Genomic DNA, 15792 nt, shown 5'->3' on the forward strand with positions numbered 1-15792 from the left:
TGTGGCCCGGGGCCACGGTGCGTTGCAAACCGCAAGGCCGTGCGCTGCGTGCGCGGCAGGAAGCCTTGCGGGGCGGTTTACCCTGGCGCGGAAGCCGCGAAGGGTTGTTTGTGCTGCCACCAGACGAGCACCTGTTCGACGGCTTCTTCGACCGTGAGCAGGGAGTTGTCCAGTACCAGCGCATCCTGCGCGGGCTTCAAGGGCGCGACGGGACGGGTGCTGTCCCGGATGTCGCGCGCCTCCAAGTCGGCGCGAAGATCGTCGATGTTAGCCGAAATTCCCTTTGAAATCAACTGTTTATGGCGCCGCTCGGCCCGGCAGGCCGCCGTGGCCGTGAGGTACACCTTCAGCGCCGCCTCGGGAAAGATCACGGTGCCCATATCGCGCCCGTCGGCCACCAGCCCCGGCAGGCGCCGGAAGCTGTGCTGCAGGGCGACCAGCGCCTCGCGCACGGGGGGCAGCGCCGAGACGCGCGAGGCGTTCATGCCGGCCTCCTCGGTGCGAATGGCGTCCGTCACGTCGTCCGCGCCGAGCCAGATCCGGCCCACCTCGAAACGCACCGGCAGGCCGCGGGCGAGGGCGGCGATGCGGTCCTGGTGCGCAGCATCGATCGCCAGGCCCGCGCGCAGCGCCGCCAGCGCCGTGATGCGGTACATCGCGCCGGAGTCCAGGAAGCGGTAACCCAGCCGCTGGGCCACCGAGGCCGCGACCGTGCCCTTGCCCGACGCGGTGGGGCCGTCGATGCAGATCACCGGGATGCGCTCGACCGGCGTGCGCGCCACGGAGAACAGGGCTTCGAAGTAATCCGGGAACGTCTTCGCCACGCATTTCGGGTCTTCGATGCGCACCGGCAACCCGGCGGGATTGAAGGCCGCGAGCGAGAAGCACATCGCGATGCGGTGGTCGTCGTAGGTGTGGATGCTGGCCGCGCGCCAATCCGAAGCGGAGGAGGGCGGCGTGACCCGCAGGAAGTCGGGGCCTTCTTCCACGGTGGCCCCCAACTGGCGGCACCCCTTGGCCATCGCGGCGATCCGGTCCGTCTCCTTGACCCGCCAGCTCGCGATGTTGCGCAGCGTGGTCGTTCCCTGTGCGTAGAGCGCCATCACCGCCAGCGTCATGGCTGCATCGGGAATGTGGTTGCAGTCGAGGTCGATCGCCTTCAGGGGCCACGCGCCGCGGTGGATTTCGAGCCAGTTGGGGCCGCCGGTCACCTCGGCACCCATGGCATGGGCTGCCTCGACGAAGCGGATGTCTCCCTGGATGGATTCCAGCCCTACGCCCAGAATCCTGAGGGGTTTTTCTGCCGATGCCGCCGTCGCTATTGCGCCGAGTGCTATGAAATAGCTAGCAGACGAGGCGTCTGCTTCCACATGGATCGCGCCCGGCGAACGGTAGCGGCTCCCTGCCGGGATGGTGAACCGTTGCCACGTGTCGTGCTGCACGCGGATGCCGAAGCGTTCCAGCAGTTGCAGGGTGATGTGGATGTAGGGCCGGGAGATCAATTCACCGACCACCTCGATCACCACATCCCTCTCGCGCGCCACCAGCGGCAACGCCATGAGCAGTGCCGTCAGGAACTGACTGGAGACGTCGCCCCGCACGCGCACCGGAGCGTCGAGTGCGAGGGGCGGCACGCCGTTGCCATGCGCGATCCGCAGGGGCGGGAAGCCTGGATTGCCCAGGTAGGCGATCTGGCAGCCCAACTGCAGCAGGGCATCGACCAGGTCGCCGATGGGCCGCTCGTGCATGCGCGCAATGCCGGACAGCTCGAACTCGCCGCCCAGCAGTGCCAGGGCGGCCGTGAGCGGGCGCATGGCCGTGCCGGCATTGCCGAGGAACAATTTGGCGGGCGATCTCGCCGCCGCCGTGCCCAGTCCGGTGATGCGCACCGTGCCCTGCGCCGCAGCGCTTTCATCGACCCCGCAGCCGATCTCCCGCAGCGCGTCGAGCATGACCCGGGTGTCGTCCGAGGCCAGCAGGTCGTGGACCTCGGTCGTGCCTTCGCTCAACGCGGCCAGCAGCAGGACGCGGTTGGAAATGCTCTTGGAACCCGGCAATTGCACGGTTCCGTCGGCGGAGGCGAGCGCGGGAAGATCGAGGAACGCGGTGCTGTACATCGGGGAAGTGGGGGGCTAGGAGGAGCGCTGCGCGCCCATGCGCCAGTGGGCGCGGGTTTCGCTGGCGAGCGTGATGAGGTCTTCGATGCCCTGGCCGTCGCCTTTCTGCATGGCTTGCTCCAGTTGCTGGAGCGCCTGGCCGAAGTGGCGGGACTGGGCCAGCAGTTCGTCGCGGTTGGCGAGCAGGATGTCGCGCCATACCTTCGGATCGCTGGCGGCGATGCGCGTGAAATCGCGGAAGCCCGGGCCGGCGAGCGAGAGGAAGACATCGCCCTCGGGCTGCGCATTGATGCTGTTCATCATCGCGAAGGCCAGCAGGTGCGGCAGGTGGCTCACGGCGGCGAAGGCCGCGTCGTGGGACTCGGGCGACATGCTTTGCACGCGGCAGCCGATGGCGCTCCAGACGGCCTCGGCCTTGCGCAGTTGCCCGGTGAGCGTGCGCTCGATCGGCGTGAGGATGACCTGCCGGCCCGCGTAGAGATCGGCTTCCGCGTACTCCACGCCGGCGACTTCGCGGCCGGTGATGGGGTGGGCGGGCACGAAGGAGCCGAGTTGGTCGCGCAAGGCGCCGCGCGCCGCATGCACGACATCGGCCTTCGTCGATCCCACGTCCATGATCAGCATCTGCGGGTTGACCAGGTGCTTGATCGCCTTGAGCGTCGATTCCGTCGCCGACACCGGCACGGCCAGCAGCACGATATCCGCGCCGGCCACCGCGAGCAGTGCGGAAGGCGCCTCGACGTCGATCACGCCCAGCTGGCGCGCACGGTCGGTGGTGGAGGGCGACTTGCTGTAGCCGACGACGCGCTTCACGAGGCCGGCCTTCTTCAGCGCCAGGGCGAACGATCCGCCCATGAGCCCGCAGCCGATGAGGCCGAGCTGCTCGAACATCGGTGTACCGGTGCCGCTCACGGTGCCACCGGGTAGGCGCCCAGCACCTTGTAGAACGCGCAGAGCGCGCGCAACTCTTCCAGCGCCTTGGCCACGTGGGGCTGGCTCGGGTGGCCGTCGAGGTCGATGTAGAAGTAGTACTCCCACTGGCCAGTGCGCGCGGGCCGCGATTCGAACCGCGTCATCGACACGCCGTGGGTCTTGAGCGGGACCAGCAGGTCGTGCACGGCGCCGGGACGGTTCGGGACGGACACCACCAGGCTGGTGCAGTCCTTCGCGGACGGGGGCGGCATCTGCAGCGTGTGCGGCAGGCAGATGATGGCGAAGCGCGTGCGGTTGTAGGCGTCGTCCTGGATCGCATGCGACACCAGGTGCAGGCCGAACTGGGCGCCAGCGCGTTCGCTCGCGATGCCTGCCCAGGCCGGGTTGCCGGCCGCGAGCCGCGCGCCCTCGGCGTTGCTCGACACGGGCCTGCGCTCGGCGTGCGGCAGGTGCTTGGACAGCCAGGCCTGGCACTGCGCCAGCGCCTGGGGGTGGGCCAGCACGGCCTCGATGCCATCCAGCGCGTTGGACAGCCGCAGCAGGTTGTGCCGCACCAGCAGGCTGACCTCGCCCACGACATGGCAGGGGGTGTGGAGGAACAGGTCGAGCGAGCGCGTCACCACGCCCTCGACCGAATTCTCGACGCCGACGACGCCGTACTGCGCGCTGCCCGCCGCCGTGGCGTGGAACACCTCGTCGAAGTTGGCGCAGTACATCAGGTCGGCGGCACCGCCGAAGAACTCGACGGCGGCCTGCTCGCAGAACGTGCCGGCCGGGCCCAGCACAGCCACGCGCTGGGGCGATTCGAGCGCGAGGCAGGCCGACATGATCTCGCGCCAGATCGCCGCGACATGGGCACCCTTCAGGGGCCCCGGATTGGCGGCCTGCACCTTCTCGATCACCTGGGCGACGCGGTCCGGGCGGAAGAACGGCGTGCCTTCGCGCTTCTTGACCTCGCCGACACGCTCGGCCACCAGGGCGCGCTGGTTCAGCAGGGTCAGCAGTTGCTGGTCGATGTTGTCGATCTGCACGCGCAGGCTCGAGAGATCGGGGGAGGCTTGGGGAGGAGTGGACATGGCTCGGTGATCGGGACTGCGAACGGCGTGGGGAAGGGGCCGCAGGTGCGCCGGGTCAGGCGCTGCGCTGCTCGAACTCCTGCATGTACGCCACGAGCGCCTCGACGCCTGCGAGTGGCATGGCGTTGTAGAGGCTCGCACGCATGCCGCCCACCGACTTGTGGCCTTTGAGCTGCAGCAGGCCGCGCTCCTTGGCGCCGGCCAGGAAGGCTTCGTTGCGCAATTCGTCGCGCAGGAAGAACGGAATGTTCATGCGCGACCGGGCATTCGGCGCGACCTTGTTGAGGTAGAACTCGGACTGATCGATGGTGTTGTAGAGCAGTCGGGCCTTGGCGATGTTGCGCTGCTCCATGGCCGCGATGCCGGACAGCTCGCCTTCGCGCTGGCGCTTGAGCCACTGGAACGTCAGGCCTGCGACGTAGATGCCCCACGTGGGCGGCGTATTGAACATCGACTGGTTGTCCGCCACCACCTTGTAGTCGAACGCGCTGGGGCAGGCCGGCAAGGCGTGGCCCAGGAGGTCTTCACGCACCACGACCAGCGTGAGGCCCGCGGGGCCCAGGTTCTTCTGGGCGCCACCGAACGCCAGGCCCACGCGCGACCAGTCGACCGGCCGGGACGCCACGTGCGACGAGAAATCGATCACCAGGGGCGCATCGCTGCCCAGCGCCCGCAGGTCCGGCAGCTCGTGGAATTCGATGCCGTGGATCGTCTCGTTGCTGCAGAGGTGCAGATAGCTCGCGCCACGGCTCAATTGCCAGCTGGCCGGATCGGGCAGGGCGGTGAAGCCGCTGTCCTCCGCCGATGCGGCGACATGCACTTCCGCCGCGTACTTGCGCGCTTCCTTCAGCGACTTCTGGCTCCAGCTGCCCGTGACCACCACATCGACCGTCGCGGCACGCGACAGGTTCAACGGCACGATGGCGTTCTCTGCCAGCCCGCCGCCCTGCATGAACAGGATCTTGAACTGCGGAGGAATCGCCAGCAGCTCGCGCAGGTCCGCTTCGGCCTGCTCGTAGATCGAGATGAACTCCTTGCCCCGGTGGCTCATTTCCATCACGCCCATCCCGCTGCCGTGCCAGTCCAGCATTTCGGAGGCCGCCTGCTGGAGGACTTCGGCGGGGATGGCGGCGGGGCCGGCGGAGAAGTTGTACGGACGGTTCATCGGTTCAAGGCTGTCAGGGGCTCCATGCCGCCGGATCCATTGGGCATGATGCTATAAAAATAATAGCAAACTGCCGGTCCGGGAGGCCCGGCCGGCAGATCGCATCACTCGTCGGCAGGCGGTTCCGTGCCCGTGTCGGCAGCGGGTTCACCGGCTGGCGCTTCGCCTGCGGCGTCGGCGAGCGGCACGTTCGCATCGTTTTCGACGATGCGCTGCAGGCCGCTCAGCTTGGCGCCCTCGTCCAGCGCGATCAGGGTCACACCCTGCGTGGCCCGGCCCAGTTCGCGGATCTCCGAAACGCGGGTGCGCACCAGCACGCCCTTGTCGGTGATCAGCATGATCTCGTCGTCGGCATGCACCAGCGTGGCCGCGACCACCTTGCCGTTGCGCTCGCTCTGCTGGATGGCGATCATGCCCTTGGTGCCGCGGCCGTGGCGCGTGTATTCGACGATGCCCGTGCGCTTGCCGTAGCCGTTCTCGGTGGCCGTGAGCACGCTCTGGGTTTCGTCTTCCGCCACCAGCATCGCGATCACGCTCTGGCCGTCCTCGAGCATCATGCCGCGCACGCCCCGGGCTGCACGGCCCAGCGGGCGCACGTCGTTCTCGTCGAAGCGCACGGCCTTGCCGCCGTCGCTGAACAGCATCACGTCGTGCTTGCCATCCGTGAGCGCCGCGCCGATGAGGTAGTCCCCATCGTCCAGGTTGACCGCGATGATGCCGCCCTTGCGCGGATTGCTGAATTCGTTGAGCGCCGTCTTCTTCACGGTGCCCATGCTGGTCCCCATGAAAATGAAACGGTCGGCGGGGAAGGAGCGCATGTCGCCCGTGAGGGGCAGCACGACGTTGATCTTCTCGCCCTCCTGCAGCGGGAACATGTTCACGATGGGCCGTCCACGCGAGCCGCGCGAACCTGCCGGCACCTCCCAGACCTTGAGCCAGTAGAGCCGGCCGCGGTTGGAGAAGCACAGGATGTAATCGTGCGTATTGGCGATGAAGAGCTGGTCGATCCAGTCGTCTTCCTTCGTGGCCGTGGCCTGCTTGCCGCGGCCGCCGCGCTTCTGTGCGCGGTACTCCGACAGCGGCTGGCTCTTGATGTAGCCGGTGTGCGAGAGGGTGACGACCATGTCGGTCGGCGTGATCAGGTCTTCCGTGGAGAGATCCTGTGCGCTGTGCTCCACCACGCTGCGGCGCATGCCGAGCTTGTGCTGCCCGAATTCCTGTTTGATGGCGGTGAGTTCGTCGCCGATGATCGTGGACACGCGCTCGGGCTTCGCCAGGATGTCCAGCAGGTCTTCGATGACCGCCATGATGTCCTTGTACTCGGCGACGATCTTGTCCTGCTCCAGGCCGGTCAGGCGCTGCAGGCGCATCTGGAGGATTTCCTGCGCCTGCGTTTCGGAGAGGCGGTACAGGCCGTCCTGCCCCATGCCGTACTCGCGCTCCAGGCCCTCGGGACGGTAATCGTCGGCCGTGATGACGCCGCCATCGGCGCGGGTGCGCGTGAGCATCTCGCGCACGAGCTTGCTGTCCCAGGCGCGGTTCATCAGCTCGGTCTTGGCGATGGGCGGCGTGGGCGATTCGCGGATGATGCGGATGAATTCGTCGATGTTGGCCAGCGCAACGGCCAAGCCCTCGAGCACATGGCCTCTCTCGCGGGCCTTGCGCAATTCGAACACCGTGCGCCGGGTGACCACCTCGCGGCGATGCTGAAGGAAGACGACGACTAGATCCCGCAGGTTGCAAAGCCGTGGCTGGCCATCCACCAGCGCCACCATGTTGATGCCGAACGTATCCTGGAGTTGCGTCTGCTTGTACAGGTTGTTGAGTACCACCTCCGGCACTTCGCCGCGCTTGAGTTCGATCACCAGGCGCATGCCGGACTTGTCCGACTCATCCTGGATGTGGCTGATGCCTTCGATCTTCTTCTCGTGCACCAGCTCGGCCATGCGCTCCTGCAGCGTCTTCTTGTTGACCTGGTAGGGGAGCTCGTCAACGATGATGGCCTGGCGCTGTCCGCGGTCGATGTCCTCGAAATGGCACTTGGCACGCATCACGACCTTGCCGCGCCCCGTGCGATAGCCTTCCTTCACCCCGTTGATGCCGTAGATGATCCCGGCGGTCGGGAAATCCGGAGCAGGAATGATCTCCATGATTTCGTCCACCGTGGCATCGGGGTGGCGAAGCACGTGCAGGCAGGCATCCACTACTTCATTCAAGTTGTGTGGCGGTATGTTCGTGGCCATACCCACGGCAATACCCGCCGAGCCATTCACCAGCAGATTGGGAAGCTTGCTGGGCAGAACCAACGGTTCTTTTTCGCTGCCGTCATAGTTGGGGCCGAAATCGACGGTTTCCTTATCGATGTCCGCCAACATTTCATGGGCGATTTTCGATAGGCGGATTTCCGTGTAACGCATGGCGGCCGCGCCGTCGCCATCGACCGAACCGAAATTACCCTGGCCATCCACCAGCATGTGCCGCAGCGAGAAATCCTGCGCCATCCGAACGATGGTGTCGTAAACAGCACTGTCTCCATGAGGATGGTACTTACCGATCACGTCGCCGACGATACGTGCGGATTTCTTGTAAGGCCGGTTCCAATCGTTGTTCAATTCATGCATTGCGAACAACACACGCCGATGCACCGGCTTCAACCCGTCCCGCGCATCCGGTAACGCACGGCCGACGATCACGCTCATTGCGTAATCGAGGTAACTGCGCCGCATTTCCTCTTCAAGGCTGATGGGCAGGGTTTCTTTGGCGAACTGGGTCATGGAAATCACGATCGGGGCGGCGGAGGTCGGTCATTCTAGGCGCAACGCCTTGTCGCAAGTGCGCAACACATCGGGGGGTAAAGCGCTTTTGTCCTACGGTAGAGGGTTGGGGGGCGGGCACTTTGGCTTGTTACGTATGGCACAATCAATTCAACGTTTTTGGTGATGGTCACTGACGACGTCCATATTCGCAGCGCGGCTGCGGCTTTTTCCCCAAGAGGAGAACCATGAAGAAACTGAACAAAGTGGCGATGTTGTTGGCCTCTGCCGTGCTGGCTACCTCGGCTGGCGCCCAGGTCAAGGCTGCCGATGGCGGCAAAGTGATCGATAACTGGCAAAACGGCACCGGTGAACTGGTGTGGAAGAACGGCACGAACGAACTGTGCTGGCGCGATGCCAACTGGACGCCTGCTACCGCCGCTGCCGGCTGTGACGGTGCTCTGGTTGCCCAAGCTGCCGCAACGCCTGCTCCTGCTGCAACGCCTGCTCCTGCCGCAACGCCTGCTCCCGCTCCGGCGCCGGCTCCTGCAGTGGCCAGCAAGGTGACGTACGCCGCTGATGCTTTCTTCGACTTCGACAAGTCCGTGCTCAAGCCTGAAGGAAAGGCCAAGCTGGACGACCTGGTCTCCAAGGTCAAGAACGTCAACCTGGAAGTCATCATCGCCGTGGGTCACACCGATTCCATCGGTACGGATGCTTACAACCAGAAGCTTTCTGTTCGCCGTGCTGAAGCCGTGAAGGCTTACCTCGTGTCCAAGGGCATCGAGAAGAACCGCGTCTACACCGAAGGCAAGGGCGAGAAGCAGCCTGTTGCGGACAACAAGACCAAGGAAGGCCGCGCCAAGAACCGTCGCGTGGAAATCGAAGTGGTTGGTACCCGCGCCAACTGATTTGGTCAGTTTCCATCCTCTAAAAGCCCCGCTTGCGGGGCTTTTTTTATGGCCCATGCTGCTTGGGGCACAATTTGGCAATGACCCATTCCAATGCCAACGTCGACCCGGCTGAACTTGCCAAATTTTCTGATTTGGCCCACCGCTGGTGGGACCGGGAGAGCGAGTTCCGTCCCCTTCATGAGATCAATCCTCTCCGTTTGGCTTGGATTGATGGATTGGCGTCATTGCAAGGCTTGAGGGTATTGGATGTGGGCTGTGGGGGTGGCATATTGGCAGACTCCATGGCGCGCAAAGGCGCCCATGTCACAGGAATCGATCTGGCCACCAAATCTTTGCGAGTAGCCCAGCTCCATGCATTGGAAGCAGGCACTCCTAATATTCAGTACCGTGAAATCAGTGTTGAATCGTTGGCAGATGAATTGCCCGGCGAATTCGATGTGGTGACATGCATGGAAATGCTGGAGCACGTTCCGGATCCGGTATCCGTGGTTGCTGCATGCTCGCGATTGGTCAAAAAAGGTGGGCGGGTGTTTTTCTCAACGATTAATCGCAATACAAAAGCCTTCCTTTTGGCGATCGTGGGGGCTGAATATGTTCTTGGCATGCTTCCGAAGGGAACGCATGAATATGCCAAATTCATCAAGCCCAGTGAACTGGCTTCAGCATGCAGGACTGCAGGTTTGGATGTCTTCCAATCCCGCGGTTTGGAGTACAGCCCACTGACGCGCCGCTACTGGTTGAGTCACGACACGAGCGTCAATTACATGCTGGCGACCCGGCGAACGGTGGATTGATGTGATGTCGGCAAAATCTTCGTTTCCCGAGCAGGTTCGGGCGGTGCTCTTTGACCTGGACGGCACGTTGGTCGACAGCGCGCCGGATTTGGCTGCCGCAGCAGACAAGCTGCGGACCGATCGTGGCCTCCCATCCTTGCCGCTGGAAAAATACCGGCCAATGGCGGGCGCGGGCGCGCGTGGGATGCTCGCCGTGGCGCTGGACATGGCACCCGACCATGCCGAGTTCTCTGCTTTGAGGGAGGAATTCTTCATCAACTATGAAGCGTGCATCCAGGACCGTACCATCGCGTTCGATGGGGTGGAGCAGTTGATTGGCCGCTTGGTGGAAATGGGATTGCCATGGGGCGTGGTGACCAACAAGGCATCCCGTTTCTCTCTTCCGCTGACGCGGGCCATGCCACTGTTCGGAACGGCGCAAACCGTGGTGAGTGGCGATACCACTCCGCATGCCAAGCCCCATCCAGCACCCTTGCTGGAGGCAGCTTCCAGATTGGGCGTTGCTGCAGAGCAGTGTGTGTATGTAGGCGACGACGAGCGTGACATCGTGGCCGGTCTGGCTGCGGGCATGGGAACGGTCGCCGCTCTCTATGGCTACCTGGGCACGCACAAGGTGCCCAGTCTTTGGGGTGCGCACCATTCGATTAAATTTCCGCTCGACCTCTTGAAGTGTCTGCCTGCAGCCTAAAATGTATGGCTTGGGGCTGCCCTGGTTTCGACGTGGGTTCGGAATCGGTGTGGTGCATGTCGAGCTTGATTGGCGCTCGTAAATCTGCATTCAACAAACTAACTGCAAACGACGAACGTTTCGCACTCGCCGCTTAAACACCGGTGAGCCTTGCAACAGCACGCTGAGGGGCTGGGCAAGGGGGCCGCAAGGCCTCCCGGCTGCAAGGTTATTTACCTCAGCTGGTCTCATGCCGGGTACCTTGGCATGAGGCGAGATCCAAGGGTGCTGGCCTCTGGTGCAGCGTGCGACTGCGCGGCATCGGGGGTGAGACTTAAAACAGACCGCTAAACATGTAGATCTGCTCGACGAAGGCTTGCGGACGCGGGTTCTTATCTCAGGATCCGGTTCTGTGCAGCTTTATTTAAAGGCTGTGCCCCATTCCTCTCTCTGAAGATGCCGCTTATAGCGGCATTTTTTTTTGTGCATCTTAATTTCATACAATGTGCACAAAAAGAGGTTTTTATGTCCCTGGTTCATGTCCGTCGGGAAGAGGTCAACGAATTTGGGAGGCTGAGTTGGAGTCTGTACGACCCTGCCGGCGTGCCGATCACCGTTTTTTCAGAGTTCTGTCGAAAGCTTGGGGGGGCTAAGTTTGAGACACGTCGACGCTACGCCACCGTCGTTGCGCGCTTTATCGACTACCTTTATGAAGTCAAAGTCCTCGGCGGGGGAGCAGTCACGCGCGCAGTTCTGAACGATTCGATCGACTACTACCTCGAGCTGCTCCGCAGCGGTGAGAACATTTCCCTGCGTGTTGGTAGTCACCAGAAGGGACGATATCAGGAGGGAGATGATGCTAGGGAGGCTGCGCTTAAAGAAATAGCGCGTCGGCTCAGTATCAAGCCTCTAGCTTCCGGCAGTTGGTCGAATACTATCGCGGCCCTAAACAATTTTTTACGCCTTTGTTCGATGCTCGAGCGTGAGGCGAAAGAGATGGCCATCCTCAAGGGTGGAATCGACCGATCTCTGGTTGCCGATGCGGAGTGGGACTATAAGCCTTTGCTCGAGGCCGTAGATGGTGTCACCAGGCTTAGTCGGGCTGAAGCGCAACACCTCAAGCAATCAACCATGCTCGGTGGAGTCATAAGGTTCCGCAGCAGCACGCTGGTTCGTCCAAAAGGACTTCAGAAAAGCGCTCGTCAGCAGCTGCAGATCGACCAGAACTTCTTGGATTTTCCACTTCAGCATTTCCCTGCTTTGATCGCTGCAGCTACGAGCTGGCGAGATAGAGCACTATGGACATTACTCTTGGCCAGTGGTATTCGGCGATCAGAGGCTTTAAATCTTCAGTGGTGTGACATTAATTTCAGTGAGCGCATGGTTTATGTGCTGGATCCAGACGAGCTGCGATATGGGAGGGAGATGCCAAAGGCTGAACGCGAGAAACGATTCAAAGGGCGTGCTGTATCGAGGACCTATCTTTTTCTCCCTTATCGAACCTGGTTTTTCGAATACTTGAAAAAATATCGGGCTGAGGAATATCGTCTTCCAGAAGACCAGAACGATTTTGTGTTTCAGTATCTTATTAGTCCGCACTTCGGTAGGCCGCTGGTTGAAGCATCCGATGAAACTTTGAATTCTGCATTCACGTCGGCCGTTATACGAGCTCAAATTCCAGGACCATCTATAGCGCCTACACACGTATGGACTGGACACTCTCTGCGACATGCCTACGGCGTATACATGCTCAATGACTATGTGATTCCAAATCAAGCGCTACCCGGTTTAACCATTGCAGAGGTTCAGCAGTTGATGGGTCATAAGCACGTCAGCGCGACAAAAAAGTATGCGCGCGAGCGAGCTACACGTCTTCAAGCAAAACTTAAAGCACATGACCGACTAATAATTCAGGGTGAGGTGCAGATGCCATGCCTTGAGGCCCCCGGTGCTATTTTGCAAATCAATGCTGTTTAGTTTTATGCAAGTTAACCTGAGTAATCAAATAGTTATCCTGAAATCTGACGGCCTATCTGAGGCTATCCGATGCGCGAAGGATAAAGCAACGAAATGTACTGAAACTAATTGGCAAGATGTTTTGCCAGATGTGGTGGGGGATCTTCAGGTTAATGCTGTTGTCGGAAAGTTGTGGGCGCTTGCCGAGGTGCCTTCAGAATTTCAAGCTAGCGCAGCTCTCGTCCTCTTGGAGCTTGCAATTGCAGGTTACATGATGCTGCCTGCGGTAGGCCCGTCTCTATTCGTTACTGCCCCGGTGACGTATAAATTTGAACTTCCACCCTTGCTTGCACGGATTGATGCTTGGGTGCACCAACGAACATACAAATGGCGTTCAAAAGGCAATCACCTTCAACTTATTCTCGCGACCGACTATAGAGTGGAGACGAAGTTCGCACTTGCAGATTTTTCTCGCCTTCATGCTTGGCTCATTGATGAAAATAGTGTTGACGGAAGGTCGACTCTAAACTCCCCCGCATACGGGTTGCTTCAGGCAATAGAGGATGCAGACCCTGCCGTACTCAATCGTGATGAGCGCCACAGTTACATACTCTGGAGGGCATCGAATTTCGATGCGCGAATGACGCTAGATGAGTTTGTTGCTAATCCGTTAAATATGAGCGGAATGCGGGTGCATGGGCATGGTCGTGAACGGCTGGAGCTTCCGGAGCATGTGGAAAGGCGAAAGGTACTTGAAGCCCAACGTAAAGAGAAGAAGCGTGACTCTAAAGCTCCTTCGCCTTTTTTAATGTTATTACATTCAATCGCGCGTTCAGATGAGCCAACGAGTCCAGAAGATTATTTTGCAGAACTAGGGGGTGGTTCAAATGTAAAGGGATTTCGGCCGGATCTTTGGATTGAGGAGCCTGTTAATTATCCGGGCCGCGAGTCGATTGATATTTTATCAATTGGAGCCAGGTGGTTCACCGCATTTAAAGCGTTTTTGGCCAAGCGTCGGATTGATTACGAGACTGAAAAGCAAGTAAGAGGTGCGCTGCATCTTTTGGCTGATTATATTTTGCTATATCTTCCTTGGTGGTTAGAACTGCATCCGGATAGTAATTTGAAGTTTCCAGAGTCGCCAAAGGATTTCCTTCGGTACTTTTATGTGGATCGTACGAGGTTTCATTCTGAGGACGAGAAGACGCTCGGGGCTTTGCCGAAGACTTTATATGAGCTGCTGCCATTTAGGAGGCCAACTCCTGGATCTCGTAATGTGAGCCGTCTTGTATGGGCGCAGTTCTTTAACATAATTGCGACCTACTTCGAAGATGATGAAAATTTCGTTAAGCGCGGAATGCAAAATCCTATTCGGATAGATTTTGACAATGAGTTAGCGGGTCGCGCTGGAAAAACTGACAAGATTCCATTTGCAGAGGACGTCTATCCGTTTCTTGTTCAATATGGCCAAGCTGTGGAGGCATTTGGAGAGTTCCTTCAGCAGGAAGCATATTTTCGTGATCGTTTTAAGAAAATTGCTTTTGGGGTGGCTGGTGGATATTGCACCGCAGAGTGGGGTTATGTTCCCATATTCTGGTATAGGTCCCGGATCCATAGAGTTGAGTGGATTCCAAACATCTATCTGGTATCGAAGCGGACGCTGCAATCTAATTCGGGGAGCGCTGCTGGAATCTACGTATCTGGCCAGCGAATTAATGTCGGCAGGAATCGTAATTTCAACGTCAACTTTCCTCATTTGACTACTGTGCGACTTCTCCTCTCACTTGCCGAAACTGGCTTGCGGGGGCAATCACTGCAGTGGCTTGATCGTCGAACTTTTGATCAATTCGCGCCAAAAATAGAATCCCTTGCAATACTGCATGGGAACCCCGATCGGCAGAACTATCACTCACTCTACATTAATACTGACAAGACTCATGAAGAGTGGAGAAACTTAATCTCATGGCGCGTACGCCGATCGCTCTTGGCGGAGGCTCGTTTTCAAGAGTCTTTGGTTGACCAATATGGTGAGGTAGAGGTGGATTATGAGGATCGGGCACACTCGCGCTTTGCACCGGTCCTGCCCATTTTTCGATCTGACCGTAGTTCCAAACCGATTTCCGATAGCTCATATAGCTCACGATGGGTTGATTATCTCTATGGATTTCAGAAGTTCTACAACAGTAAAGAAGGGGTAGATCGCTCAGGGTCACAAGATGCGCTGGTGCTCTTGAAAGAACGTGACGAGTGGGAAGAAGGTGATGCAATCAGCGACATCTTTTTGGCCATCCATACTCCGCATTCTTGCCGTGCTACGTACGCGACACTGAAGGATGGGGAACTCGAAATTTCTGAAATTGCAGAACAATTGGGGCACTCAAACACGGTCGTCACCAGCGTGTATCAAGTACCTCAACTGAAGCGCCTCCAAGCGAAGCTCAAATCGATAGATGAGAAGATGTTGAGTGCGGATACCTACGATCCAGTTACTCCTGAAATTTTGCATACGGAACGACCAGACAGCCCAGTTCGGGCTGCATTTGGCAAAGATCGTGAGCAAGCAATTTCGGATTTTGGGTTCGTTCCGGGGGTGGCCCTTTGGTCGCTTTCGGAGCTTGATGGTGACTCAACTACCCTCGAAATTCTTCAGCATAGTCCAGCCAGCATGATTCAGTGGCATCCGACCCATGTGTGCCCCGTTGGGAATCAGTGCCCACGCGAGGTCGTGGCAAATGCAGGGGGTATGAATCGATGTGGCGTATGCCCACTCGCGGCTAAATGCATCGATCACCTTCCTGCGATTGAAGCTAAGCAAAGGCAGTTGCTCGAAAGAATTCGTACGAATACCGTTCGACAGAAACAATTCGAGCAGTCTGAAAATGCTCAACTAGAGATTGATGCACTACACCGAGAAAAGTCCCTTGATACAAAAGAACTGCTTGGATGGAAGCTATCTGCGGAAATTCTGCGTTCTCGTTTACGTCAATTGGATGGAGACACAGGTGGATACCATGTTGATCAACCTGAGTTAGTTCGAAAACAGTTGGAGTTGGTGACTAGGAATAGATCGGAGAGCGAGTTTTTTTTGCAGCGCATCGCGGATTCAAATGCGTTGCCATCTCTTGAGTCGCCGGAGATACGCGCCCGAGCTTTGCGCTATACCCGTCTGATCTTAGCTAGCCAAGATCGATTGAAAGAGGCTGCGTTCTTGGAGGTTTCTCCCCATAACGAAACGGTGGTGTTCGCCTCTTTTGTCAAACCTTATATACAGGCTAAGGGGCTGTCATTGGAGCAACTGGGGGCCGCACTTGACGAGGTGTCCAAAGCCGCAGCGCTTCCTATTTCGAATACAACACCTCTTTTGCCTGGAGCGTAACAAAGTGGGTGTACCTAAGGGAATTGACAATTTCAAATCGC

At 59.3% G+C, this 15792-nt stretch carries 10 protein-coding genes and 1 other RNA gene; 6 read left to right on the top strand and 5 right to left on the bottom strand.

What is annotated here, in order from left to right:
• Positions 1 to 77: 77 nt before the first annotated feature.
• From BM144_RS06835 to gyrA, 5 genes are all read right to left on the bottom strand, one after another.
• Positions 78 to 2117, bottom strand: coding sequence for a bifunctional 3-phosphoshikimate 1-carboxyvinyltransferase/cytidylate kinase (locus tag BM144_RS06835; RefSeq protein ID WP_092950562.1), 2040 nt, complete (start codon positions 2115 to 2117; stop codon positions 78 to 80).
• A gap of 15 nt (positions 2118 to 2132) precedes the next feature.
• Positions 2133 to 3008, bottom strand: a complete 876-nt coding sequence (locus tag BM144_RS06840) for a prephenate dehydrogenase (RefSeq protein WP_092950563.1) — start codon at positions 3006 to 3008, stop codon at positions 2133 to 2135.
• A gap of 17 nt (positions 3009 to 3025) precedes the next feature.
• A complete protein-coding gene (pheA, locus tag BM144_RS06845) occupies positions 3026 to 4126 on the bottom strand; it encodes a prephenate dehydratase (RefSeq protein WP_092950564.1) in 1101 nt (366 codons plus the stop codon).
• A 55-nt stretch (positions 4127 to 4181) separates the two neighbouring features.
• Positions 4182 to 5291, bottom strand: coding sequence for a 3-phosphoserine/phosphohydroxythreonine transaminase (gene serC / locus BM144_RS06850; protein ID WP_092950565.1), 1110 nt, complete (start codon positions 5289 to 5291; stop codon positions 4182 to 4184).
• A 104-nt stretch (positions 5292 to 5395) separates the two neighbouring features.
• Entirely contained in the window at positions 5396 to 8065 is a 2670-nt protein-coding gene (gyrA, locus tag BM144_RS06855) for a DNA gyrase subunit A (RefSeq protein ID WP_092950566.1), read from the bottom strand.
• Between the two features lie 227 nt (positions 8066 to 8292).
• On the opposite strand from gyrA, the gene ompA reads away from it, so the two are divergent.
• From ompA to BM144_RS22650, 6 genes are all read left to right on the top strand, one after another.
• Complete coding sequence (gene ompA, locus BM144_RS06860; protein ID WP_092950567.1) at positions 8293 to 8955, top strand: outer membrane protein OmpA; 663 nt, start codon at positions 8293 to 8295, stop codon at positions 8953 to 8955.
• Positions 8956 to 9035: 80 nt separating this feature from the next.
• Complete coding sequence (ubiG, locus tag BM144_RS06865; RefSeq protein ID WP_092950568.1) at positions 9036 to 9752, top strand: bifunctional 2-polyprenyl-6-hydroxyphenol methylase/3-demethylubiquinol 3-O-methyltransferase UbiG; 717 nt, start codon at positions 9036 to 9038, stop codon at positions 9750 to 9752.
• 4 nt (positions 9753 to 9756) lie between these two features.
• A complete protein-coding gene (locus BM144_RS06870; protein WP_092950569.1) occupies positions 9757 to 10440 on the top strand; it encodes an HAD-IA family hydrolase in 684 nt (227 codons plus the stop codon).
• Between the two features lie 20 nt (positions 10441 to 10460).
• Positions 10461 to 10819: a transfer-messenger RNA gene (gene ssrA / locus BM144_RS06875) on the top strand.
• Positions 10820 to 10875: 56 nt separating this feature from the next.
• The gene (locus tag BM144_RS06880) at positions 10876 to 12396 is read left to right on the top strand and encodes a tyrosine-type recombinase/integrase (protein WP_092950570.1); all 1521 of its coding nucleotides are present in this window, start codon (positions 10876 to 10878) and stop codon (positions 12394 to 12396) included.
• Positions 12397 to 12400: 4 nt separating this feature from the next.
• Positions 12401 to 15751, top strand: coding sequence for a site-specific integrase (locus tag BM144_RS22650; RefSeq protein WP_139225657.1), 3351 nt, complete (start codon positions 12401 to 12403; stop codon positions 15749 to 15751).
• Positions 15752 to 15792: the final 41 nt, after the last annotated feature.

Source organism: Paracidovorax konjaci, from assembly GCF_900112675.1.
In the GTDB taxonomy this organism is placed as follows: Bacteria; Pseudomonadota; Gammaproteobacteria; order Burkholderiales; family Burkholderiaceae_C; genus Paracidovorax; species Paracidovorax konjaci.

Coding starts and splice junctions, on each gene's coding strand:
- BM144_RS06870 (WP_092950569.1), top strand. CDS start 9,757: ATGTCGGCAAAATCTTCGTTTCCCGAGCAGGTTCGGGCGGTGCTCTTT.
- BM144_RS06880 (WP_092950570.1), top strand. CDS start 10,876: ATGCCGCTTATAGCGGCATTTTTTTTTGTGCATCTTAATTTCATACAA.
- BM144_RS06840 (WP_092950563.1), bottom strand. CDS start 3,008: ATGTTCGAGCAGCTCGGCCTCATCGGCTGCGGGCTCATGGGCGGATCG.
- BM144_RS22650 (WP_139225657.1), top strand. CDS start 12,401: ATGCAAGTTAACCTGAGTAATCAAATAGTTATCCTGAAATCTGACGGC.
- serC (WP_092950565.1), bottom strand. CDS start 5,291: ATGAACCGTCCGTACAACTTCTCCGCCGGCCCCGCCGCCATCCCCGCC.
- pheA (WP_092950564.1), bottom strand. CDS start 4,126: ATGTCCACTCCTCCCCAAGCCTCCCCCGATCTCTCGAGCCTGCGCGTG.
- gyrA (WP_092950566.1), bottom strand. CDS start 8,065: ATGACCCAGTTCGCCAAAGAAACCCTGCCCATCAGCCTTGAAGAGGAA.
- ompA (WP_092950567.1), top strand. CDS start 8,293: ATGAAGAAACTGAACAAAGTGGCGATGTTGTTGGCCTCTGCCGTGCTG.
- BM144_RS06835 (WP_092950562.1), bottom strand. CDS start 2,117: ATGTACAGCACCGCGTTCCTCGATCTTCCCGCGCTCGCCTCCGCCGAC.
- ubiG (WP_092950568.1), top strand. CDS start 9,036: ATGACCCATTCCAATGCCAACGTCGACCCGGCTGAACTTGCCAAATTT.